20 protein-coding genes are annotated in these 21,128 nt (G+C 66.5%); 10 read left to right on the forward strand and 10 right to left on the reverse strand.

The genetic code is table 11. The annotated features are described in order from the left end of the window. Positions 1-23: 23 nt before the first annotated feature. The 4 genes from GFD32_RS03430 to GFD32_RS03445 are packed head-to-tail and all read left to right on the forward strand — an operon-like array spanning position 24 to position 3,964. Positions 24-305, forward strand: coding sequence for a chaperone NapD (locus GFD32_RS03430; RefSeq protein ID WP_205599030.1), 282 nt, complete (start codon positions 24-26; stop codon positions 303-305). Continuing rightward, on the forward strand, positions 302-2,806 hold the full coding sequence (gene napA / locus GFD32_RS03435; protein WP_163575165.1) for a nitrate reductase catalytic subunit NapA: 2,505 nt from the start codon (positions 302-304) through the stop codon (positions 2,804-2,806). The genes GFD32_RS03430 and napA overlap by 4 nt, the downstream gene beginning before the upstream one ends. 19 nt (positions 2,807-2,825) lie before the next feature. Next, positions 2,826-3,317 carry a nitrate reductase cytochrome c-type subunit gene (locus GFD32_RS03440; protein ID WP_163575166.1) on the forward strand — a complete coding sequence of 164 codons (492 nt, stop codon included), beginning with the start codon at positions 2,826-2,828 and terminating at the stop codon, positions 3,315-3,317. Further along, positions 3,314-3,964, forward strand: a complete 651-nt coding sequence (locus GFD32_RS03445) for a NapC/NirT family cytochrome c (protein ID WP_163575167.1) — start codon at positions 3,314-3,316, stop codon at positions 3,962-3,964. The genes GFD32_RS03440 and GFD32_RS03445 overlap by 4 nt, the downstream gene beginning before the upstream one ends. Before the next feature lie 49 nt (positions 3,965-4,013). Here the strand turns inward: GFD32_RS03445 and GFD32_RS03450 are convergent, their stop codons facing one another. From GFD32_RS03450 to GFD32_RS03465, 4 genes are all read right to left on the reverse strand, one after another. After that, positions 4,014-4,676 (reverse strand): HAD family hydrolase, encoded by a 663-nt coding sequence (locus GFD32_RS03450; RefSeq protein WP_240455537.1) that lies wholly within the window; start codon positions 4,674-4,676, stop codon positions 4,014-4,016. Positions 4,677-4,740: 64 nt separating this feature from the next. Beyond that, on the reverse strand, positions 4,741-6,243 hold the full coding sequence (locus GFD32_RS03455) for a tripartite tricarboxylate transporter permease (RefSeq protein WP_163575168.1): 1,503 nt from the start codon (positions 6,241-6,243) through the stop codon (positions 4,741-4,743). Positions 6,244-6,258: 15 nt separating this feature from the next. Further along, positions 6,259-6,735, reverse strand: a complete 477-nt coding sequence (locus GFD32_RS03460; protein ID WP_163575169.1) for a tripartite tricarboxylate transporter TctB family protein — start codon at positions 6,733-6,735, stop codon at positions 6,259-6,261. Between the two features lie 60 nt (positions 6,736-6,795). Continuing rightward, positions 6,796-7,803 carry a Bug family tripartite tricarboxylate transporter substrate binding protein gene (locus tag GFD32_RS03465; RefSeq protein ID WP_163575170.1) on the reverse strand — a complete coding sequence of 336 codons (1,008 nt, stop codon included), beginning with the start codon at positions 7,801-7,803 and terminating at the stop codon, positions 6,796-6,798. A gap of 408 nt (positions 7,804-8,211) precedes the next feature. Between GFD32_RS03465 and GFD32_RS03470 the strand changes: the two genes are divergently transcribed. From GFD32_RS03470 to aroQ, 3 genes are read left to right on the forward strand one after another with little or no spacing between them, the layout of a single operon-like run. After that, on the forward strand, positions 8,212-10,059 hold the full coding sequence (locus GFD32_RS03470; RefSeq protein ID WP_163575171.1) for a bifunctional sugar phosphate isomerase/epimerase/4-hydroxyphenylpyruvate dioxygenase family protein: 1,848 nt from the start codon (positions 8,212-8,214) through the stop codon (positions 10,057-10,059). Between the two features lie 23 nt (positions 10,060-10,082). After that, the gene (locus GFD32_RS03475) at positions 10,083-10,967 is read left to right on the forward strand and encodes a shikimate dehydrogenase family protein (RefSeq protein WP_240455538.1); all 885 of its coding nucleotides are present in this window, start codon (positions 10,083-10,085) and stop codon (positions 10,965-10,967) included. Beyond that, a complete protein-coding gene (gene aroQ, locus GFD32_RS03480) occupies positions 10,964-11,410 on the forward strand; it encodes a type II 3-dehydroquinate dehydratase (protein ID WP_163575172.1) in 447 nt (148 codons plus the stop codon). Before GFD32_RS03475 ends, aroQ begins: the two co-directional genes overlap by 4 nt. A 124-nt stretch (positions 11,411-11,534) precedes the next feature. On the opposite strand, the gene GFD32_RS03485 is transcribed toward aroQ, so the two are convergent. The 6 genes from GFD32_RS03485 to GFD32_RS03510 all read right to left on the reverse strand — a co-directional run bounded on the left by GFD32_RS03485 (position 11,535) and on the right by GFD32_RS03510 (position 17,855). Further along, positions 11,535-12,425, reverse strand: a complete 891-nt coding sequence (locus GFD32_RS03485) for a DMT family transporter (protein ID WP_163575173.1) — start codon at positions 12,423-12,425, stop codon at positions 11,535-11,537. Positions 12,426-12,504: 79 nt separating this feature from the next. Beyond that, positions 12,505-13,329, reverse strand: a complete 825-nt coding sequence (locus tag GFD32_RS03490) for a sugar phosphate isomerase/epimerase family protein (RefSeq protein ID WP_163575174.1) — start codon at positions 13,327-13,329, stop codon at positions 12,505-12,507. Beyond that, positions 13,322-15,070 carry an FAD-dependent oxidoreductase gene (locus tag GFD32_RS03495; protein ID WP_163575175.1) on the reverse strand — a complete coding sequence of 583 codons (1,749 nt, stop codon included), beginning with the start codon at positions 15,068-15,070 and terminating at the stop codon, positions 13,322-13,324. The genes GFD32_RS03490 and GFD32_RS03495 overlap by 8 nt, the downstream gene beginning before the upstream one ends. Positions 15,071-15,192: 122 nt before the next feature. Next, positions 15,193-16,143, reverse strand: a complete 951-nt coding sequence (locus tag GFD32_RS03500; RefSeq protein WP_163575176.1) for an AEC family transporter — start codon at positions 16,141-16,143, stop codon at positions 15,193-15,195. A 77-nt stretch (positions 16,144-16,220) separates the two neighbouring features. Beyond that, positions 16,221-17,000 (reverse strand): IclR family transcriptional regulator, encoded by a 780-nt coding sequence (locus GFD32_RS03505; RefSeq protein ID WP_163575177.1) that lies wholly within the window; start codon positions 16,998-17,000, stop codon positions 16,221-16,223. Between the two features lie 63 nt (positions 17,001-17,063). After that, complete coding sequence (locus tag GFD32_RS03510; RefSeq protein WP_163575178.1) at positions 17,064-17,855, reverse strand: IclR family transcriptional regulator domain-containing protein; 792 nt, start codon at positions 17,853-17,855, stop codon at positions 17,064-17,066. Between the two features lie 126 nt (positions 17,856-17,981). Here GFD32_RS03510 and GFD32_RS03515 point away from each other — a divergent pair, with 126 nt between their 5' ends. The 3 genes from GFD32_RS03515 (at position 17,982) to GFD32_RS03525 (ending at position 21,124) form a co-directional block, all read left to right on the forward strand. Next, the gene (locus tag GFD32_RS03515; RefSeq protein WP_163575179.1) at positions 17,982-19,325 is read left to right on the forward strand and encodes a class-II fumarase/aspartase family protein; all 1,344 of its coding nucleotides are present in this window, start codon (positions 17,982-17,984) and stop codon (positions 19,323-19,325) included. A gap of 207 nt (positions 19,326-19,532) precedes the next feature. Further along, positions 19,533-20,354, forward strand: coding sequence for a CoA transferase subunit A (locus GFD32_RS03520; protein WP_163575180.1), 822 nt, complete (start codon positions 19,533-19,535; stop codon positions 20,352-20,354). Continuing rightward, positions 20,351-21,124 carry a CoA-transferase subunit beta gene (locus tag GFD32_RS03525; protein ID WP_163575181.1) on the forward strand — a complete coding sequence of 258 codons (774 nt, stop codon included), beginning with the start codon at positions 20,351-20,353 and terminating at the stop codon, positions 21,122-21,124. The genes GFD32_RS03520 and GFD32_RS03525 overlap by 4 nt, the downstream gene beginning before the upstream one ends. Positions 21,125-21,128 lie beyond the last annotated feature (4 nt).

The raw sequence follows: 21,128 nt of genomic DNA on the forward strand, positions 1-21,128 counted from the left end.
GACAGCGACAAGGAGATCGCCCCGTGACGACACAAAGCCTGCATATCGCCAGTTTCCTGGTGCACGTTCGCGCTGCACACTGCGCCGCCGTGGCGGCCTGGCTGGCCGACCAGCCCGATTGCGAAGTGCGCGCCCAGGACCCCGCCGGCAAGCTCGTGGTGGTAATGGAGAGCGCAGGGGAGCGGCCGATCCTCGAGCGTATCGACGCCGTCCGCTGCCGGACCGGCGTGCTCGATGCGGCGCTGGTCTACCACCAACTGCTCGATCCGGCCATCGCCGATGAACCGCAGGAGGCCGCCTCATGAAACTGACCCGTCGTGAATTCGCCAAGGCCAATGCCGCCGCGGTGGCTGCGGCCACCGCCGGTTTGCCCATTCCGTCAGGCGCCAGCAGCCTGATCACCAATGCCGAGCTGACCGAGCTCGAGTGGAACAAGGCGCCCTGCCGTTTCTGTGGGGTGGGTTGCAGCGTGATGGTGGCGACCCAGGACGACCGCATCGTGGCCACCCACGGCGACATCCATTCGGAGGTCAACCGCGGCCTCAACTGCGTCAAGGGCTACTTTCTCTCCAAGATCCTCTACGGCGAGGACCGCCTGCGTCAGCCGCTGCTGCGCAAGCGCAACGGCGTCTACGACAAGAACGGCGACTTCGAGCCGGTCTCCTGGGACGAAGCTTTGGATCTCATGGCCGACAAGTTCAAGACGGCGATCCGCGAGCACGGTCCCGACAGCGTGGCGATGTTCGGTTCCGGCCAGTGGACGATCTGGGAGGGCTATGCGGCGAGCAAGCTGATGAAAGCGGGTTTTCGTACCAACAACATCGATCCCAACGCCCGCCACTGCATGGCCTCGGCGGTGTTCGGCTTCATGCGCAGCTTCGGTTCCGACGAACCCATGGGCGTCTACGACGACATCGAGGAGGCCGATGCCTTCGTGCTGTGGGGCTCCAACATGGCGGAGATGCACCCGGTGCTGTGGACGCGCGTCACCAATCGGCGGCTCTCCCACGCCCACACCCGGGTGGCGGTGCTCTCGACCTTCGAGCATCGCAGCTTCGATCTCGCCGACATTCCCATGGTGATGTCGCCCAATGCCGATGTGGTGATCCTCAACTACATCGCCAACCACATCATCCAGACCGATCGCGTCAATCGCGACTTCGTCGATCGCCACACCAACTTCGTGCGCGCGGTGGGCGACATCGGCTACGGCCTGCGCGACGACGACCCGCGGCAGCAGGCGGCCGCCAACGCCGGCAATGCCAACGACTGGTCATCGATGAGTTTCGACGAGTTCGCCGAGCACGTGGCGCCCTTCACCCTGGAGCGGGCGGCGCGCGAGTCGGGCGTTTCGGAGAGCCGACTCGAGGCGCTTGCCGAGCTCTATGCCGAACCCGACACCAAGGTGATGACCTTCTGGACCATGGGGGTGAACCAGCACACCCGCGGCGTGTGGGTCAACAACCTGATCTACAACCTGCACCTGCTCACCGGCAAGATCGCCGAGCCCGGCAACAGCCCTTTCTCGCTCACCGGCCAGCCCTCGGCCTGCGGCACGGCCCGCGAGGTGGGCACGTTCTCCCACCGCCTGCCGGCGGATCGGGTCGTGATGAACCCCGATCATCGCCGCGACGCCGAGACGATCTGGAAATTGCCCGAGGGCACCGTGCCCGAGAAGGTGGGCTTCCATGCCGTGGAGCAGAGCCGGCGTCTCAAGGATGGCGACATCAAGGTCTACTGGACCCAGGTGTGCAACAACATCCAGGCCGGCCCCAACTCGATGCAGGAGACCTACCCCGGCTGGCGCAATCCCGAGGCCTTCGTCATCGTCTCCGACATCTATCCCACGGTGTCGGCGCAGGCCGCCGATCTCATCCTTCCGGCCGCCGGCTGGGTGGAGAAGGAGGGCGCCTTCGGCAACTCCGAACGGCGCACCCAGTTCTTCCACCAACTGGTGAGCGCCCCCGGCGAGGCACGCTCCGACCTGTGGCAGACCCTGGAGCTGGCCAAGCGCATCCGCGTCGACGAAGTGTGGCCCGAGGAGCTGCTCGAGCGCGCTCCCGAGCATCGCGACCAGACCCTTTTCGAGCTGCTCTACGCCAACGGCCAGGTGGATCGCTTCCCGCTCTCCGACATGGAGGAGGGCTACGCCAACCAGGAAGCGGAGCACTTCGGCTTCTACGTGCAGAAGGGACTCTTCGAGGAGTACGCGCGCTTCGGGCGTGGCAAGGGCAAGGATCTCGACGATTTCGACGTCTATCACCGGGTGCGCGGCAAGCGCTGGCCGGTGGTCGACGGCGAGGAGACGCGGTGGCGCTATCGCGAGGGCTACGACCCTTACGTGGAGGAGGGCGCCGGCGTGCAGTTCTACGCCAAGCCCGACGACCGCGCGCTGATCTTCGCCGTGCCCGACGAGCCACCCCCCGAGGTGCCGGACGACGAGTACCCCTTCTGGTTGTGCACCGGGCGTGTGCTCGAGCACTGGCACACCGGCTCCATGACCCGGCGCGTGCCGGAGCTGCACCGTGCGGTGCCCGAGGCGCTGCTCTACATGCACCCGGCAGACGCCCGCGAGCAGGGCATGCGCCGCGGCAGCGAGGTGAAGGTGGTCAGCCGCCGTGGCGAGATCCACCTGCGCGTCGAGACGCGCGGGCGGGTCAGCGTGCCACGCGGCCTGGTCTACGTACCCTTCTTCGATGCCGGCCGACTGATCAACAAGGTCACGCTGGACGCCACCGACCCCATCTCCAAGCAGACGGACTTCAAGAAGTGTGCGGTGCGTCTGGAACTGGTCAACCTGGCCTGAGCCGCGGAGGAGCGAGAACATGAAACGCCTAGCCATCTCCAGCCTGGTGGCCCCGCTGGCGCTGTTCGCCCTGGCGGTGGCCGACGAGCCGCGTGACCCCTCGGCGCCGGACGGCCTGCGCCCGGGGGGCTCCATCGGCGAGACCCTTTCGGCCCCGCCCATGGCCCGGCAGTCGCGCGAACCGGGGCGGCAAGTGCTCAACTACCCGGAACAGCCGCCAGTGATTCCCCACACCATTCGCGACTATCAGGTGGACCGGCGCAGCAACCGCTGCCTGACCTGCCACAGCCGTGAGAACGCCGTGGATGCCGGCGCACCCATGGTCAGCATCAGCCACTTCCGCGACCGGCATCAGCAAGTACTGGCGGCGGTCTCGCCGGACCGCTACTTCTGCACCCAGTGCCACGTGCCGCAGACCGATGCCGAACCCTTGGTCGACAATGAATTCCGCACCGTGGATCAGGTGCTCACCGAGATGCTCGAGCGGGAAGGCGAAGGGGGTGGCCAATGAGACGCTGGCTGTCGCGCTACTGGCAGATCCTCACTCGCCCCAGCGTGCACTTCAGCCTGGGTTTTCTGACCCTGGGCGGTTTCCTCTGCGGCGTGCTCTTCTGGGGCGGCTTCAACACCGCGCTGGAAGCCACCAACACCGAAGAGTTCTGCATCTCGTGTCACGAGATGGAGCGCAACCCCTTCCAGGAACTGCAGGGCACGGTGCACTACACCAATCGCTCCGGGGTGCGCGCCGAGTGTGCGGATTGCCACGTCCCCCACGACTGGACCCACAAGATGGCGCGCAAGATGGAGGCCTCCAAGGAAGTGTGGGGCTGGCTGTTCGGCTCCATCGACACCGAAGAGAAGTTCGAGGCCAAGCGGCGCGAGCTCGCCGAGCGCGAATGGGCCCGCCTGGAAGCCAACGACTCACGCGAGTGTCGCAACTGCCACGAGTTCGAGTCCATGGACTTCACCGCGCAGAACTCGCGCGCCTCGCGCGCCCACTCCACCTCGCTGGCCTCGGGCGAGGCGACCTGCATCGACTGCCACAAGGGCATCGCCCACGAGCTGCCCGACATGGGACCGGACTTCGAGGCCGGCCAGGCCCATAGCGGCCTGGCGAGCCTGGAGTCCTACGTAGCGCATCTGCCGAACGAAGAGTGAGCGCTGCGGTGTGGGTGGCTACTGGGCCGGTTGGCTCAGGCAGGGCCAATCACAGGCGCTCGAGAGCCGCTTCGAGTCCGGTCAGGTCGGTGGTGGTGACGATATCGCTAGGGAAAGGCGAGGCAGCCGGGTCGGCGGTGACTCCGATGAAGGCAGTGCCGTTGGAGCGTGCCGCCCGGTAGTCATTATAGGAGTCGCCGATCATCACCGTGGTGGCTGGGGCGTGGTCGCGGCGCACCAGCAGATTACGCAACCCCGTGACCTTGTCCGGTGGGGCGCCGATCACCTCGAGGAAGTAGCGGTCAAGTCCGCGCCGCGCAGTGATCGCCTTAAGTTCCGTCTCGGGGGTGGCGGAGAGCAGGTACAGTGGCAAGTGCCCGGCCCACCGCTCGAGGAATGCCTGTGCACCGGGAATGGCCTTAGCCTCGAACAGGCGCTGTTCGACACGTTCCTTGAAGCGTCGACAAAGCGTCTGGATACGCGGCTCGCTGGCATCACGACCTAGGATGTGCCCCTCGATATGACGGAATTTCACCTCGCGAGGCTGGCCTCCGCGGCGCTCTAGGTAGGCCACCACGTCGCGGTGCTGCTCGTTGGGCTCATCGGCGTAGAGGTCGGCGAAGGCTTGGCGTTTGAGCCGGGCAGAGTCGAGGATCACGCCGTCGAAGTCGAAGACCAGGGCGGTGTCGGGACGGGACAGGCGATCGCTCACGGCTGGCTCCATATCGACACGACCAGGCGCGACCATACGGGGCGCGCCAGCTCGTAGGGGCACTTTACTGTCGGCTCAGGCGACGTCGTACCCAGGGTTTGAGCGGTGTCTGGCTGAGTAGCACCAGCACTATGACCATGGTCAGTACCAGCGACAAGGGGTTGGCGACCAGAGCCATGAGGAACTGGCCGGCGTTGTCGCCCACCGAGGACATCGCCTGACGGTAGGTCTCGTCGAGCAGTGGGCCAAGGATCACGCCGAGGATGATGGGTCCCATCTGGAAGCCGAACACTTTGAGCCAGTAGCCGAAGATGCCGAAGCCGAGCATCCAGTAGACCTCCATCATGCTGCTATTGATGGAGTAGGTGCCCACCACGCAGAGCACCAAGATCAGCGGAATCATCAGAGCCTTGGGTACCTCCACCACCTTGGTGAAGACCCTGATGCCGGTCAGCCCGAAAAGCAGCAGGAATAGGTTGGCCAGCGCCAGGTTGCCTACCGTGAACCAGAAGATGTGCGGGGTTTCGATCATCAGCATGGGGCCGGGGTTGAGGCCATGGATGACCAGGGCGCCGATGATCACCGCAGTCACTGCGTCGCCCGGCATGCCGAGCGTCAGCATGGGCACATAGGCTCCGCCCACTGCGGCATTGTTGGCAGTTTCCGGGGCGACCAGCCCTTCGTAGGCGCCCTCGCCGAATGGGCTGGAGGGGTTCTTGACGGTGCGCTTGGCATGGTCGTATGCGAACAGCGAGGCAATATCGCCGCCGGTGCCGGGTAGGGCGCCGACTACCACTCCGATGATCGAGGTGCGCATCGAAAGCGGCAGGTACTTGAGCACCATCTTGAACGGCGGGATTATCTTATCCACCTTCTGCTTGATCGGCACCCTGTTGAGGTTGTGCAACTGGTAGAAGGCTTCGGCGGCACCGAACAGGCCGATCATCACCACCACGTAGTGGATGCCGCCCATCAGTTGCATGCTGCCAAGCGTCAGGCGCGGCTGGGCGGTGACCATGTCCATCCCCACTAGGCCGATGATACCGCCAAGGGCCACTGAGAAGATGCCGCGGGCCAGCGATTTTCCGGAGAGGGTGCTGACCAGCAGCAGGCCGAGCACGGCGATCAGGAAATAGTCGCGCGGAGCGAACTCCAGAGCCATGTCTGCCAGGTAGGGGGCAGTGCCGGCCAGCACCAGGGTGCCCAGCAGGCCGCCGATCACCGACATCACGGTGCTCAGGCCGATGGCACGGCCCGCCTCGCCGCGCTGGGCTAGGGGGTAGCCGTCGAAGGCGGTGGTTACCGCCGAGGGGGCGCCGGGAATGTTGAGCAGGATGGCTGTGCGCGAGCCGCCGTACACGCCGCCCACGTAGATGCCCACCATCAGCGCCAAGGCGTTGTTGATATCCCAGGAGAAAGTGAAGGAAATCAGGATCGACGCGGCCATGGTCACCGAGAGACCGGGGATCGCGCCGACATAGATGCCGGCCAGGGTGCCTACTGCGGTCAGCACCAGCAGCTGGGGGTCCAGCCAGGCCATCAGGAGATAGGAGAAGGTATCGCTCATCGAGGACCTCTGCGGTCAGGGGAGGTAGACGCGGAAGACCAGCGTGAATAGGCCGTAGATCACCGCGATGGTCATGGCGGTGAAGATCAACGAGCTGACCACTCGGCCTTGGCGGAAATAGATAAACATCACCGCCAGGAAGAAGAAGGTACTAATGTAGAAGCTCACCCAGACGATGGTGGCGAGGTAGGCCACGGCGAATAGGGTGAACACCACGATATGCGGCTGGAAGTGCGCGTGGAAGAACACCAGGAATTCGTGTCGGGCACTACGAATCCTCGGGTCCCGCCGCTTGCGTCGATGGCTGGCCAGTATCACCAACGACGAGGCGAGCATGACCACGGCCAGTCCCATGGGAAAAGAGCCCGGCGAGTTGAGGCCGGGAATGCCGTCGATGCGATAGGCCTCGATCATGACTCCGATGCTCAGTAGCAGCAGCAGCCAGTCGAAGACCTTCTCCCCCGCCTGGACACGCTCGAAGTTCTGACTCATGGAATGACTCCAAGGAGGCCGGGCAAACCTTGCCCGGCCTCAGGCTGGTTAGGGGTGCGGTCAAGGACGCGGGATGCCGAGCTCCTCGGGTGTTGCCTCCAGGATATCGGCATCGGCCTCGTACATGGACCAGGCGGTGACCGACTGCCAGTTGTCCAGGTACTGCTCAGCCTCTTCGCCGGTGAGGTTGAGTGCCTCGGCGCCGAAGTTCTGCAGGAATTCCTGGAACTCCTCGTTGGCCACCGCTTCTTCGTAGGCTGCAGTCAGGGTTTTCTTGGCCTCCTCCGGGGTGTCTTCATGTACGAAGACGCCCCAGAACGGACCCCAGGGCAGGAAGCTCTCGATGTTCGGCAGGGCCGCGGTGATTGGCGGTACGTCCGGCAACGAGTCGAGCTCCTCGGCAGAAACCACGGCCAACCCTTTCATCTTGCCGCCGCGAATCTGCTCGCCGGCGGCGGCGAGGCTCAGCGGCATGAAGTCAATGTGTCCTCCCAGCATGGCGGTGATGCCCGGGCCGTCGCCACCAAAGGTCACGTTGCGTACGTCGAGCTCGTCCACAGCGTTGATCATTGCCAGCACCGTGCTCGGTAGGCCACCAGCTCCGGTGCCGCCCATGCGCAACTCGCCGGGATTCTCCTGTGCGTGCTCGAGTAACTCGGCAAAACTGTCGAAGGGGCTTTCGGCAGGGGCGGCGATCACCACCAGTCCTTGACCGATGATGTTGACGGCGTGCATGTCGTCATAAGTGAAGTCGGCCAGGCCCATGAGCGGGTAGAGCTGCGGGTTCTCAGCACCGTAGAGCAAATTGTAGCCATCAGGACGTTGGCGCATCACGTGGTTCATTCCGATCACGCCAGTGCCGCCGGGGCGGTTGGTCAGCACTAAGGTGGTGTCAAGGATATCCTCAACATGGGGCGTCAGGCTGCGTGCCACGTTGTCAGTGGCGCCACCGGCGCCCCACTGGATGGTGGCCTGGATGTTGCGCTCGGGGTAGTCGGCCTGGGCGGCGCCGGCCAGGGCTAGGGAGCCGACGGCAAGAGCGAGCGGAGCCAGAATCGGTTTGAACATGGGTCCTCCAGGGAAGCTTGTTGTGTTGGCTGCCCGGTTAGGGCAGCGCCCCTTGTGCCGGGGCAGGTGAATGACCGTTGGTGTTCGCTTTGCGAACTTGCGTGCTTCTTGCGAACACTAGAACTCCCTTCCAATACTGTCAATGCACGAGATGGTGATCTAAGACCATGGTCGAAGTTGTCACGGCCGACACCGAGGCGCCGATCACCGTGCCCGATCCAGCGCCATGCCCTTCTATAGTAGTAGGCAGCGACAGCTGAGGACGGTCAGCGGTAACCTGGAACGCCGTTCCGTAATACCTTGTCAATTGCCCCCTGTCTTCGTGCATAATGCGAACTAAAGAACGCTATACGAACAAGGGGCGCTGCCTGTCATCGTTCAGATACCGGCGGCGCTTGGGAGGACATCATGCGCGTCATTGCCACCGTCTGCCTGAGTGGCGACCTGCAGACCAAGCTGGAAGCCATCGCCCGCGCCGGGTTCGACGGCGTCGAGATCTTCGAGAACGACTTGCTCTCCTTCGACGGTTCGCCGTCCGAAGTGCGTGAACTGTGTGAGCGGCTGGGGCTGGTCATCGTCGCCTTCCAGCCGTTCCGCGACTTCGAGACCATGCCCGAGCCGCAGCGCAGCCGCAACCTCCAGCGTGCCGAGCGCAAGTTCGATCTGATGGAGGAACTGGGCACCGACTTCCTGCTGGTGTGTAGCAGCGTCTCGCCCCAGGCCGTGGACGACTTAGACCGCGCCGCCGCCGACTTGCACGAGCTGGCCGAGCGGGCCCACCGTCACGGCCTGCGGGTGGGGTTCGAGGCGCTCGCCTGGGGGCGCCATATCGCCGACTACCGCGACGCCTGGGAAGTGGTGCGCCGCGCCGATCATCCGTCGCTGGGGGTGGTGCTCGACAGCTTCCATATCCTGGCACGGGGGCTTGACCTCTCCGCCATCAGCAAGATTCCCAAGGAGAAGATCGCCTTCGTCCAGGTGGCCGATGCCCCGCTGCTGGAGATGGACCTGCTGCAGTGGAGCCGGCACTTCCGCTGTTTTCCCGGTCAGGGGCGCTTGCCCCTTGAGGCCTTCATGCAGGCGCTGGCAAGAACCGGCTACGACGGCCCCCTGTCGCTGGAGATCTTCAGCGACGCCTTCCGCGCCGCCCCCACCGATGCCACGGCCCTGGACGGCCTGCGCTCGCTGATCTGGCTCGAGAACCTGTTGCCAGAGGGCCCCTGGGCGAGCCATGTACCCCCCGCGCCGCGCTATAACGGCATCCACTTCATCGAGTTCACCCTCGACGAGGAGAGCGCTGCGCCGCTGGGCGAGTTCATCGGGGCCCTAGGCTTTCGCCACGTGGGGCGGCACCGCTCCAAGAATGTCGAACTGTGGAAGCAGGGCGACATCCACCTAGTGCTCAACTTCGAGACCGACAGCTTTGCTCACACCTTCCGCCTGCTGCACGGTACCTCGGTTTGCGCCGTGGGTTTCCGTGTGGACGACATGGAGAGCTTGCTGAAGCGCGCTGGCGCCTTCAAGGCGCAGACCTATCGCGGCCAGGTGGGCGAGGGCGAGATGGAGATTCCCGCCCTGCGCGGCGTGGAAGGCAGCCTGATCTACCTGGTCGACGACGCCGCGGCCGCCGACCGCCAGTGGCGCACCGACTTCGAGCTATTCGACCAGGAGAGCCGCGACGAGGCCGGGCTGACGCGGGTCGATCACCTCTCCTACGTGCTGCCGGCCACCCAACTGCTCGGCTGGCAGCTGTTCCATCGCACCGTGCTCGGCTTCGAGGCCGAAGCCGAGCACGAGATCGTCGACCCTCACGGAATGATGATCAGCCAGGCGGTCAACAGCCCCGATGGGAGTATCCGCCTACCGCTTACGGTTTCCCAGGCTCAGGACACCGTGCCGGGACGCTTCCTCAGCGCCCACCGTGGTGGTGTGCAGCAGATCGCCTTCGCCAGTCGCGACATCTTCGCCACCGTCGACGAGCTGCGCGCCCGTGGCCTGCCGCTGCTGAAGATTCCGCAGAACTACTACGACGACCTCGAGGCGCGCTTCGACCTCGAGGACAACCTGCTCCAAGGCATGCGCAGCCGTAACATCCTTTACGACCGCTCCGACGAAGGGGAATTCTTCCACGCCTACACAGAGACTTTCGCCGGGCGCTTCTTCTTCGAGATCGTCGAACGGCGTGGTGGCTATCGCCGCTTCGGCGAGGCGAATGCTGGCATACGGCTCGCCGCTCAGGCTAGTCATTCGCGCTGACCCTTCACGAGGAACGCTTCACGATGAATACAGGTACCACCATGCGTCTCGGTTTGATCGGCAAGGCCATCATGAACTCCAGCTCACCCGATCTGCACCGCCGCCTGGGAGAGCTGACCGGCATCCCGGTCACCTACGACCTCTTCGATGCCAACGAGCAACCCATCGATTCGCTGGAGAGCCAGGTTCGGCAGGTGATCGCCGACGGCTATCGAGGCGTCAACGTCACCTTCCCGTGGAAGGAGGCGTCGGTGGCCCTCGCCGATCGGCCCACAGAGGGAGCGCGAATGGTGGGGGCGGCCAATACCCTGGTCTTCGAGGCCGGCGGTATCGTCGCCGAGAACACCGACTTCACCGGCTTCCTCAGTGGCTACCGCGCCACCCTCGGCGAGCGTGCCCCTGGGCGGGTGCTGTTGATCGGCACCGGCGGCGTGGGCAAGGCGGTGGCCTTCGGCCTGGGCAAGCTGGGGGCCGAGGAGATCATCCTGCTGGATCTCGATGCGGCCAAGTCGCGCCAGCTCGTGGGCGAGTTGGAAGCCCAGGGCTTCTCGGCCTCCTTCATCACCCCCGAAGCGCTCGAGGCCACCGTCGAGGGCTGCGACGGCCTGGTGAACTGCACCCCTATCGGCCACGAGAAGAGCCCCGGCTGCCCGCTGCCCAAGGCCCTGATCCAGGCCCATCACTGGGTCTTCGATGCGGTTTACGTGCCGGCCGTGACCGAGTTCGTGGCCACCGCCAAGACCGCCGGTGCCAGCGTGATGAGCGGGGTGAGCCTGTTCGTCTTCCAGGGTGTCGACGCTTTCAAGCTGTTCTGCGAGGATGCGAGCCGGCGTGCCGCCGCCAATGAACAGGCGACGACCCTCTTCGCCCATTACCGGCGCGAACTGCTCAAGGAGAACGACGCATGAGCCAGGGCAAGGTGCTGGTGTTGCATGGCCCCAACCTCAACCTGTTGGGCAGTCGCCAGCCGGAGATCTACGGCCGCGAGACCCTCGACGACGTCAACAACGCCCTGCGCGAGACGGCCGCTGGCCATGACTGGGGGATCGACTGCTTCCAGAGCAACCATGAAGGCGCGCTGATCGACGCTATCCATGCCGCCCGGCTGGACGGCACCCGGGCGATCATCATCAACCCGGCGGCCTACACCCACACCTCGGTGGCGCTCCTCGATGCCCTGAACGCCTTCGAGGGCCGCGTCTACGAGGTGCACATCTCCAACGTGCACCAGCGGGAAGCCTTCCGCCACCACTCCTACGTCTCGCTGCGCGCCGACGGCGTGATCGCCGGCCTGGGCACTCAGGGCTACCAGGCCGCGCTGGCGGCGGTCCTGGCCGCTGCCACCCCATGATCCGTTCCACCGCTTGACCTCTCCGACCCGCCATCCGGCGGGTTTTTTGGCGCCTTGGGGCTGCCGGAAGCCGCAGTTTCGTGGGGGGACGGGGCTGTCATGCCGTCGTGCCGAGTGCGGCGTCTCAGCTGCGTCGGGTGGCCAGGAATATCCCCGCCCCGATGATCAGCGCGGCGCCCAGATAGGTGTCGAGTTGCGGCACATCGCCGAACACCAGGTAGCCGGAGGCCGACGCCCAGACGATCTGAAGGTAGAGGAAGGGCGAGACCAGCGAGGCGGGGGCACAGCGCATGGCCATGATCAAGGCCATCTGGCTGGCCGCGCCGAGCAGTCCCACGCCGAGGAAGAGCGGGGCGTCAGCGGCGGCGATGGGCGTCCAGAATAGGGGCACCACAGCGCTGGAGACCAGCGCGCCGGCGAGGCCGGCATAGAACAGCGAGGTGAGCGGGTGGTCGTGGCGGCCGAAGCGCCGCGTGGTGAGCTGGTAAAGGGCGAAGCAAAGCGCCATGCCGAAGGGCAGCAGGGCGGCCGGCTGGGCGCGCCAGTCCACCGGGCCCACAGCGACCATCACGCCGACAAAGCCAATGGCCACGGCCAGGCCGCGTGCGAGGCTCACACGCTCCTTGAGTAGCGGGATGGCCAGTAGGGTAACCAGCAGCGGTGAGCTGAAATTGACCACGTAGACCTGCAGGATCGGCAGTTCGCGCAGTGCCAGGTAGGCAAAAGTGCTGGCGCCGAACAGCAGCAGGCCGCGCAGCCCCTGGCCGAAGAGCGACTCCGTGCGCATCAGTTCGCGGCAGCGGGCCAGCCCCAGCCAGGCGAGATACCCGGCGAGCACCAGCATGTGGCCGGCGTAGCGTGCCCAGACCACCTGAACGGGCGAGTAGCTCTGGCCGAGCCACTTGACGCCGGTGTCAAGGATCACGAACAGCAGGCCGGCGGCGAGCATGAAGGCGATGCCCAGCAGCGGGCGGTCGGCGGGCAGTGCGGGAACCAAGGGGGGCGAGCTGCTCATGGGGCTCCGGGTAGCCAGGACGGGGCTTGATGATAGCGGGCTAATTGATCGGGCGAGAAGGCAGGTGTCGCCGGATTGCTCAGCGACCGACCACCCGGCGGGCCTTCTCCAGCGCCAGGGTGGCACGCTCCAGGGCGCTGACCCCCTGCTGGCGCAACCTATCGGTGGGAATCTCGAGGCTCAGTGGCACATCACGAGGAATGACGTGCAGCAAGCCGCGCAGGTCGGTCTGGCCGTCGCCCGGGAAACGCCGCTCGCTGCGGGCCTCGTGCAGGATCTCGTCCAGGCTCGCGGGTATCGGGCCCGGCACGTCGCATAGCTGCACGTAGCGCAGCCAGTCGGCGGGTAGCTGGGCCAGCTCCTCGATACGGCTGCGGGAGCGGTCGAAGTGGAAGGCGTCGACCAGCAGGCAGGCGTTGTCGTGGCCGGCGGCGCGCGCTGCAGCGACGATGCGGTACGCCTCCGCGAGGTTCTTCACCCTGGTCCAGGGCATGAATTCCAGATGCGGGTGGAGCCCGTAGGGGCGGGCCAGCTCGCACAGGGCGGCGAAGTTGTCGGTCTGGCGGCTCACGTCGTCATCGTTGCCGGCCACGAGAACTTCGCTGGCTCCGAGCTCCGCGCCCACCTCCATGACGGCGGTGAAATCCGACCGTACCCGGGTTGTGGGCTTGAGCCGCAGGATCTCGATATCGAGAACCTGGAGGCCGGTGTCGCGGAGGCGCCGGCAGGTCGCGCGCCGCAGGGCGCTATCGGTGATCAGCGGAAAGCTGGGTTCGCTATCCGTGGCCGGAATCGGGCGCAGGCCGACAGCGTGATAGCCCGCGCGGGCGGCGGTTTCCACCATTTCGGGCGGCGAGAGTTCGAGCACGGTCAGGGCGGCGAGGGAGAAGCGGCGTTCACTCATGGGCGGCAGTCTCGCTTGGCGTATCGGCGTCGAAAGAGGGCTGGGGCTGGCTGGCAACATGCAGGCCAGCGAGGTAGCCGAAGGTCATGGCCGGACCGAGATTGATGCCGCCGGCCGGGTAGTGGCCGCCCATGATGCTCGCCATGTCGGTGCCCGCGGCGTAGAGCCCGGCGACCGGTTCCCCCTCCGCATCGAGCACCTGGGCGTGTGCGTTGGTCTTGAGGCCGGCGAAGGTGCCGAAGCAGCCGGGCACCACCTTGATGGCGTAGAAGGGGCCCTCGTCGAGGGGGGCCACGCACGGATTGGGGTGGTGGGCCGGGTCGCCCTGCTTGCGGTTGTAGAGGGTGGATCCGCGGCCGAACTCGGGATCCTCGCCGTGGCGGGCATGCGCGTTGTAGGCGGCGACGGTGCGCTCGAGACCTGCCGCGTCGATGTCGCAGGCCTCGGCCAGCTCCCGCAGCGAGCGGCCGCGCTTGAGATACCCCATCTTGATCCAGTGCTTGAAGGGCACCGGCGCCGGACGGGTGATGCCGAGGCCATAGCGGCGCTGGAAGCGGTGGGTGCAGACCAGCCAGGAGCAGATTTCCTCGCCTTCCGGTACCGCTTTGACCATGGCGTCGACATAGTCGTAGTAGCCGTGAGCCTCGTTGACGAAGCGCTGGCCGCTTTTCAGTACGCCGATGAGGCCGGGCTTGCCGCGGTCGATGATGTGCGGAAAGTGGCCGACGTGGCCGTCCTTGTAGGGGACCACCGAGACCGGGGCCCAGGCCGCCGGCGAGTAGAGGGAGGTGTCCACCACCCCGCCCACCGACTCGCCCAGGCGCAGGCCGTCGCCGCTCGCCGCGGGGGGCGGCAGCGGCCAGTGCTCCTCGCCGGTGGGCGTGCGCGGGAAGAGCTCGCGGCGCCGCGCGACGTCCCAGGGAAAGCCGCCAGAGGCGAGCACCACCCCGCGCCGCGCGGTCAGGGTCACCTCGCCCGCGGGGGCGTCGACCACCACGCCGCAGACCCGCTTGCCCTCCCGGATCAGGCGTTTCGCGGGCGAGGCGACCCGCGTCTCGACGCCCAGCGCATCGGCGGAGTGGGCCAGCCGGCCGACCAGTGCCACCCCGTTGACGAGCTGCATGGCGCGGCCGTAGCGCGCCAGGTCAAGGAGGTGGCGGCTGAAGCGCTTGGTGACGTGCCAGGCGGACCTGAGCGAGCGCGTCATGGTCAGGAAGGCCATGAGGTCCGCGCCGGCCTGGATGGGCATGCCCAGAAAGGCGGTCTCCGGCATGGTCTTGCGCAGCTTTTCGAGAGTGGCGCTGTCGAGTGCGCGGGCGTCGAAGGGCGCAGCAATCACCGAACGCCCGCCGCTGCCGGCCCCGGGGGTGTCGCCGTGGATGTCAGGGATGGCGTTGCCGTCGGCGAACTGCAGGGCGGTCTCGTCGTGGAAGAACGCGACCATCGCCGGGGCCCCGGCGAGGAAGGCGTCGATCTTGCAGGGGGCGTAGCGCTCGCCCAGCTCGTGGCGCAGATAGGTGCGTACCGTTTCCGCGTCCTCGCGGATGCCGGCGGCGCGGGCCAGAGGGTTGAGTGGCGTCCACATCCAACCGCCGGACCAGGCGGTGGCACCGCCCAGCACCGGGTCTTTCTCGACCACGGCCACCGACAGGCCGTGGTAGGCGGCGGTGACGGCGGCAGCGAGCCCAGCCGCGCCGGAGCCCACCACCACCAGGTCGTAGTCGTGCCGTGTCTCGGCCATGGGTGCCTCGTTTGGAATGGTGTTTAGCATTAAAGTAGAACAATGTTCCACTTTATGGCAATACCCCGATGCACTTCGCGCACTCTTCCGTGCACGTTGCAAGCAGCGGCGCTGTCGGCGGATCAGGGCGGCAGCAGGCCGGCGAGGTGCAGCAGCCCGATGGTCACGCTGAGGGTCACGAAGGAGAACAGGGTGGCGACCATCAGGGCGGCGGCGCCCACGCCGCCCATGCCAAAGCGCTGTCCGAACAGCGGATAGACGCTGATCATCGGTGCGCAGGCGAAGAGCAGGGCGCCGGTGAGCAGGGTGGGGTCCATCTCCGGCATCAGCAGGAAGACGCCGAGAACCGCCAGGGGGTGTAGGATGAGCTTGCCGGTGACGATCTGGGCGACATCGCCGAGCAGGCCCTTGACCTGCAGGCGAAACAGCGAGGCGCCGATCACGAAGAGGGCCGCCGGGCCGGCGGCACTGGCGAGCATGTCGATGGTCCGGGCCAGCGGCCCTGGCACCGGCACGCCCGAGACCGCGATCACCACGCCGATCAGCAGGCCGATGAGGACGGGGTTGCGACCCAGGCGCCGGGCGGTCTGGCGCAGGGTCTCGGCGAGGCCTGCGCCGCTCTGGTTGCCCAGCTCGGCGAGAATCAGCGCCGCGGGAATGATCAGCAGGTTCTCGATCAGCATGTTGAGCGCCAGGAACACTGCGGCCGGCGAGCCCAGCACCATGGCGGCGACCGGATAGCCGATAAAGCCGCTGTTGGCGGCGGCCATGCCCAGCGCCTGGATGGCCCCATTGCTCAGCGGCTGGCGCTGCCAGGCGAGGGTCAGCAGCAGGCCCAAACCGAAGACCGCGAGCGAGCCCAGCCCATAGGCGAGCAGGTACTGGGGGGTGAAGACCTCCTCCAAGGGATTCTGCGTCAGGGCGCGGATCACCAGCGCCGGCAGGGCGCAGTACATGACGAAGATCCCCACCCCTTGCACCTGTTCGCGGGTGATGATGCGCCCGGCGATGGCCAGGTAGCCAATGGCGATGAGCAAGAAGATGGGGGTGGTGATGGCGAGGATATCGAGCACGGCAGGCTCCTTGCCGACAAGGCGCGGGGCCGTGACGGCCCGTCATCGGGTCTCGGGTCGCGGCAGCGCCGGGGAAGTCAGGGGAAGAGTCGCGACGAGGCGCTCGCCTGGGAGAGCTCCTCGGCCGCGGTCAGCAGCGGCGCGGCCAGGGCGGGCACGCGTTCGGCGTCGAGGCGCACGCTGGGGCCGGCAATGCTCAGCACGCCGATGGGATGGCCGTCGACCGGGTGGCGCACCAGGGCGGCCATGGCGGCGGTGCCGGGGCCCATGCTATCGCTCACCCAAGCGTAGCTGCGCGTCCGGGTACGTTGCAGGTGGTCGAGCAGCTCGTCCTTGCTGCGTGGCGCCTGAGGGCCCAGCGGGTGATCGGTCTCCATCCCCTGGGCCTCCACCAGGGCCAGGGCCTCGGCGTCGTCAAGGCCGGCCAGCCAGGCGTGGCCGCTGGCGGTACAGAACAGCGGCGCCTCCTTGCCCATGTCCGGGTCGTAGCGCAGGCCGCTGCGCGCCCCCTGGGCCTTGGCGATCCAGGTCAGGCGGCTGCCCTCAATCACCGACAGGCGTACCAGCTCGCCGCTGGTCTCGGCGAGGCGGTCGAGGATCGGCTGGATGACGTCGCTCGCTCCGGTGCTCGCCAGGTAGCGAAAGCCCAGGGCCATCAGTCGCGTGGTCAACTGGTAGTGCTGGGTGCGCGGGTCCTGGCGCACGTGGCCGAGGCGGATCAGTTCGTTGCAGATGCGGTGGGCCGCGCTCTTGGGAATGCCCAGGCGGTCGGCGATGACCAGCAGGGGCAGGCCCTCGGCGTCTTCCGAGAGCGCTTCGAGCACGCCCAGAGTACGTTCGATCAGGCTTCCGGCCATGACGGCTGTCCCTTGGCTGTGAAAATTGCAATTCTAGAATCGTGTTTCGAAAAATGCACGTCGTCAGCTCACATGCCGCCGGATCTCTTGCGCCTTGGCCTGCAGCAGCGGCAAGTAGTCGCGCAGCAAGGTGTCGTAGTCGACCCGGGCGGCGTTGGTGCTGATGTTGATGGCGCCAAGTAGCTTGCCGTGGGCGTCGAAGGCCGGCACGGCGATGGAGCGCAGGCCCGAATCGAGCTCCTGGTCGGCGATGGCGTAGCCTTGCCGGCGCACCTCGAGGAGGCATTGGCGCAGCTCGGCGGTGTCGGTAATGGTCTTGTCCGTGTAGCGCTCGAGAGTGACCCGCTCGAGGAAAGCGTCGAGCTCGCTGTCGTCGAGCTGGGCGAGCAGCACCCGGCCCATGGAGGTGTGCGCGGCGGGCAGGCGGGTACCCACCGAGAGGGTGATGGCCATCAGCCGGTGGCGCGAGGCGGAACGGGCGACGTAGATCACCGAGTCGCCGTCGAGCACGCCCAGCGAGGAGGATTCCCCACACTCGGCGGTGATCTCCTCGAGCACCTGCTGAATCACGCTGCGGTAGTTGTTGGCCGAGAGAAACGCGTAGCCGAGCTGCAGCACCTTGGGGGCCAGTTCGAAAGAACGGCCTTGCTTGCGCACGTAACCCAGCGCGTGCAGGGTGAGGAGGAAGCGGCGTGCGCGTGCCCGGTTCATGCCGGTGCGCCCGGCCACTTCGCTGAGGGTCATGCGCGGGTGTGCCTCGTCGAAGGCCAGGACCACCTCGAGGCCGCTGGCCAGCGCCGTGACGAAGTCCCGGTCGTCCGGCGTCAACATCTCATCCTGCTCTACTGTTTCCATCCTCTGCGGTCCTTTATCGAGTTGCCCGTAATGAGGGCGACGGTCTAGCCTATTGTTCGAAATGCGAACATTTGTGCAACTATAAGTTGGGATCCTTCGCCTCGTCCACCCATGGGAGTTTTCGTCATGCCTGCCGCGCTGCTTCAGCACCCCTTCATGAGCCCCCGTGCCTTGACCGAATGCCAGGCCCAAGCCTTGGTGGAGGCCATGCTGACCTTCGAGCTGGCTCTGGCCGAGGTCCAGGAAGCCCGAGGCGCCGTACCCGAAGGGGCCGGCCAGCGAATGCGCGACGTTCTGGCCTCTCACCCCTTCGATGTCGAGGCCATCGCCGCCGGTGTCGCCAGCGGCGGCAATGCGGCGATTCCCTTCGTCAAGCAGGGTCGTGCTGCGTTGCCGGACGATCTCAAGCGTTATTGGCACCAGGGGGCCACGAGCCAGGACGTGCTCGACACGGCGTTGATGCTGCTGCTCGAGCCGCGGCTCGCGGCGATCGATGCCCTGCTCGTGCGCTGCCGGACGGCGGCGATTCCGCTGATGCAGCAGCACGCCGCCACGCCCATGGTAGGGCGCACCCTGATGCAGCAGGCGCTGCCCCTCGCCTTCGGCGTCAAGGTCGCCCACTGGGCGCTGGGGCTCGAACAGGCGCGCCGTCGACTGGCCGCTGTCGAACTGCCGGTGCAGTTCGGCGGGGCCGTGGGCGTGCACTCTGGTTTAGACGGGCCGGGCTGGGACGACCTGGGTCTCGCTTGCATGGATGCCCTGGCCGAGCGGCTGGGGCTCGCCGTGCCGGTGCTGCCCTGGCATACCGACCGACAGCCGATCCATGCGCTGGCCACTGCCCTGGATGCCGTGTCCGGGGCCGCCGAGAAGCTGGCGCTGGATGTCGCCCTGCTCACCCAGACCGAGATCGGCGAGGTGGCGGAGCCGGCCGGTGAAGGGATGGGCGAATCCTCCTCCATGCCGCACAAGCGCAACCCGGTGCGCTGTGCGCTGATCCGTGGCGCCGCCCGCCAGGTGCACGGTCACGCCACGGTGATCCTCAATGCCGCGGCCCAGCCGCTGGAGCGCGGCCTGGGCGAGTGGCACGCCGAGTGGGCGCCGCTCATCGACGCCGCCCTGCTGGTGGAGGGGGCGCTCGAGCAAACCGCGGTATTGCTCGAAGGGCTCGAGGTGCACCCGGAAGCCATGGCGCGCAACCTGGCGGCCACCGGTGGCGGCATCATGGCCGAACCGGCCTCGAAGCTGCTGGCACCGGTGCTGGGCCAGGACGCCGCCAAGCGTATCAGTGCCGAGGCCGCCGAGGCGGCGCGCGAGTCGGGTCGCCCCTACGCGGAGGTGCTGGGCGCCCATCCCGAAGTGGCGGGCCGCCTCGCGCCCGAGACCTTGGCTCAGACCACGGACCCTGCTTTATACCTTGGTAGCAGCCAGCGGCAGGTCCAGCGTGCCATCGCCTGGCTGGAAGAGACGTAATGCACTGATGAAAAAGGGAATCGGCGAAATTCAAGGGGGAAGGCCAGACCTTCCCCCTTTTTCGTTTCGGAGCCGTGGCGTTTGACGCTTCCCGCTTTGGGGATTAGTTTGTTCGTATCACAAACCTATGTTCGCAAAACGAACAAATTGGCGAGCCGGTCGGTCTATTGCCGCTGGCTCCTGGCGAATCAGCGAGAGGCAACCACAATGGCCGAGATTCTCAGCCTGCATGATGCCGTGGCGCGCTACGTGGAGGATGGCGCCACGGTGGCCATGGAGGGCTTCACCCATCTCATCCCCTTTGCGGCGGGGCACGAGGTCATCCGCCAGGGCAAGCGCGATCTCACCCTGATCCGCATGACGCCCGATCTGATCTACGACCAACTGATCGGTGCCGGCTGCGCCAGGAAGGTGATCTTCTCGTGGGGCGGCAACCCCGGCGTGGGGTCGCTGCATCGCCTGCGCGACGCCGTGGAGAAGGGCTGGCCACGCCGGATCGAGATCCTCGAGCACAGCCACGCCGCCATGGCCTGCGCCTTCGAGGCGGGCGCGGCGGGCCTGCCGATGGCCGTGCTGCGCGGCTACGTGGGCAGCGATCTGCCCAAGGTCAACGACCAGATCAAGTTCATCGAGTGCCCCTTCACCGGCGAGCGCCTGGCGGCGGTGCCTTCCATCCGTCCGGATGTCTCCATCGTCCATGCCCAGAAGGCCGATCGTGCCGGTAACGTTCTGGTGGAAGGCATCATCGGCGTGCAGAAAGAGGCGGTGTTGGCCGCCAAGCACAGCATCGTCACCGTCGAAGAGGTCGTCGACGAGCTGGACGTCGAACCCAACGCCTGCGTGATCCCCGGCTGGGCGATCAGCGCCATCGCCGTGGCCGAGCGGGGCTCGCTGCCCTCCTACGCTCACGGCTACTACGACCGCAACAACCGCTTCTACAAGGAGTGGGACGCCATCGCCCGCGACCGCGACGCCTTCACCCAGTGGCTCGACGACCACGTCTACAATGCCGGAGGAGCGACCCAATGAGCCTCGACTACACCTCCTCGGAGATGATGACCGTCACCGCCGCCCGGGCTCTGGAGAACGGCATGACCTGCTTCGTGGGCATCGGCTTGCCCAGCGAAGCGGCCAACCTGGCGCGCCTGACGCACGCTCCCGACGTGGTGCTGATCTACGAGTCCGGCACCCTGCAGACCAAGCCCGAAGTGCTGCCGCTCTCCATCGGCGACGGCGAGCTGTGCGAGTCGGCACTGACTACCGTCTCGGTGCCGGAGATGTTTCGCTACTGGCTGCAGGGCGGTCACGTCAGCGTGGGTTTTCTGGGCACGGCGCAGATCGACCGCTACGCCAACCTCAACACCACCCTGATCGGCGACTACCATGATCCCAAGGTGCGCCTGCCGGGCGGTGGCGGGGCACCGGAAATCGCCACCAACGCTCACGAGGTCTTCATCACCCTCAAGCATTCCAAGCGCACCTTCGTGAAGGACGTGGACTTCGTGACCACCCTGGGCTTCGGCCGCGACGGCAAGGGGCGCGACGGCGTGCCCAACATCGGCCGCGGACCGACCCGGGTGATCACCGACCTGTGTGTGCTCAAGCCCGACCCCGAGACCAAGGAGCTCACCGTGGTATCGCTGCACCCCGGCGTGACCCGCGAAGACGTGATCGAGGCGACCGGCTGGGAGATCCGCTTTGCCGACGAGCTCGAAAGCACCCCGGAGCCCTCGGCCCACGAGCTGGAGATCCTGCGCGAGCTGAAGCAGCGGACCGACCGCAAGCATTCGGGTCAATAACGAG

It is taken from the genome of Halomonas faecis (assembly GCF_010993975.1).
Taxonomy (GTDB): domain Bacteria; phylum Pseudomonadota; class Gammaproteobacteria; order Pseudomonadales; family Halomonadaceae; genus Halomonas; species Halomonas faecis.

Bases quoted from the DNA above. Each gene is read 5' to 3' on its own strand.
- GFD32_RS03495 (WP_163575175.1), bottom strand. From the start codon at position 15,070: ATGGCCGAGACACGGCACGACTACGACCTGGTGGTGGTGGGCTCCGGC.
- GFD32_RS03515 (WP_163575179.1), top strand. From the start codon at position 17,982: ATGCCTGCCGCGCTGCTTCAGCACCCCTTCATGAGCCCCCGTGCCTTG.
- GFD32_RS03455 (WP_163575168.1), bottom strand. From the start codon at position 6,243: ATGAGCGATACCTTCTCCTATCTCCTGATGGCCTGGCTGGACCCCCAG.
- GFD32_RS03470 (WP_163575171.1), top strand. From the start codon at position 8,212: ATGCGCGTCATTGCCACCGTCTGCCTGAGTGGCGACCTGCAGACCAAG.
- GFD32_RS03440 (WP_163575166.1), top strand. From the start codon at position 2,826: ATGAAACGCCTAGCCATCTCCAGCCTGGTGGCCCCGCTGGCGCTGTTC.
- GFD32_RS03520 (WP_163575180.1), top strand. From the start codon at position 19,533: ATGGCCGAGATTCTCAGCCTGCATGATGCCGTGGCGCGCTACGTGGAG.
- GFD32_RS03490 (WP_163575174.1), bottom strand. From the start codon at position 13,329: ATGAGTGAACGCCGCTTCTCCCTCGCCGCCCTGACCGTGCTCGAACTC.
- aroQ (WP_163575172.1), top strand. From the start codon at position 10,964: ATGAGCCAGGGCAAGGTGCTGGTGTTGCATGGCCCCAACCTCAACCTG.
- GFD32_RS03505 (WP_163575177.1), bottom strand. From the start codon at position 17,000: ATGGCCGGAAGCCTGATCGAACGTACTCTGGGCGTGCTCGAAGCGCTC.
- GFD32_RS03465 (WP_163575170.1), bottom strand. From the start codon at position 7,803: ATGTTCAAACCGATTCTGGCTCCGCTCGCTCTTGCCGTCGGCTCCCTA.
- napA (WP_163575165.1), top strand. From the start codon at position 302: ATGAAACTGACCCGTCGTGAATTCGCCAAGGCCAATGCCGCCGCGGTG.
- GFD32_RS03445 (WP_163575167.1), top strand. From the start codon at position 3,314: ATGAGACGCTGGCTGTCGCGCTACTGGCAGATCCTCACTCGCCCCAGC.
- GFD32_RS03510 (WP_163575178.1), bottom strand. From the start codon at position 17,855: ATGGAAACAGTAGAGCAGGATGAGATGTTGACGCCGGACGACCGGGAC.
- GFD32_RS03485 (WP_163575173.1), bottom strand. From the start codon at position 12,425: ATGAGCAGCTCGCCCCCCTTGGTTCCCGCACTGCCCGCCGACCGCCCG.
- GFD32_RS03460 (WP_163575169.1), bottom strand. From the start codon at position 6,735: ATGAGTCAGAACTTCGAGCGTGTCCAGGCGGGGGAGAAGGTCTTCGAC.
- GFD32_RS03475 (WP_240455538.1), top strand. From the start codon at position 10,083: ATGAATACAGGTACCACCATGCGTCTCGGTTTGATCGGCAAGGCCATC.
- GFD32_RS03525 (WP_163575181.1), top strand. From the start codon at position 20,351: ATGAGCCTCGACTACACCTCCTCGGAGATGATGACCGTCACCGCCGCC.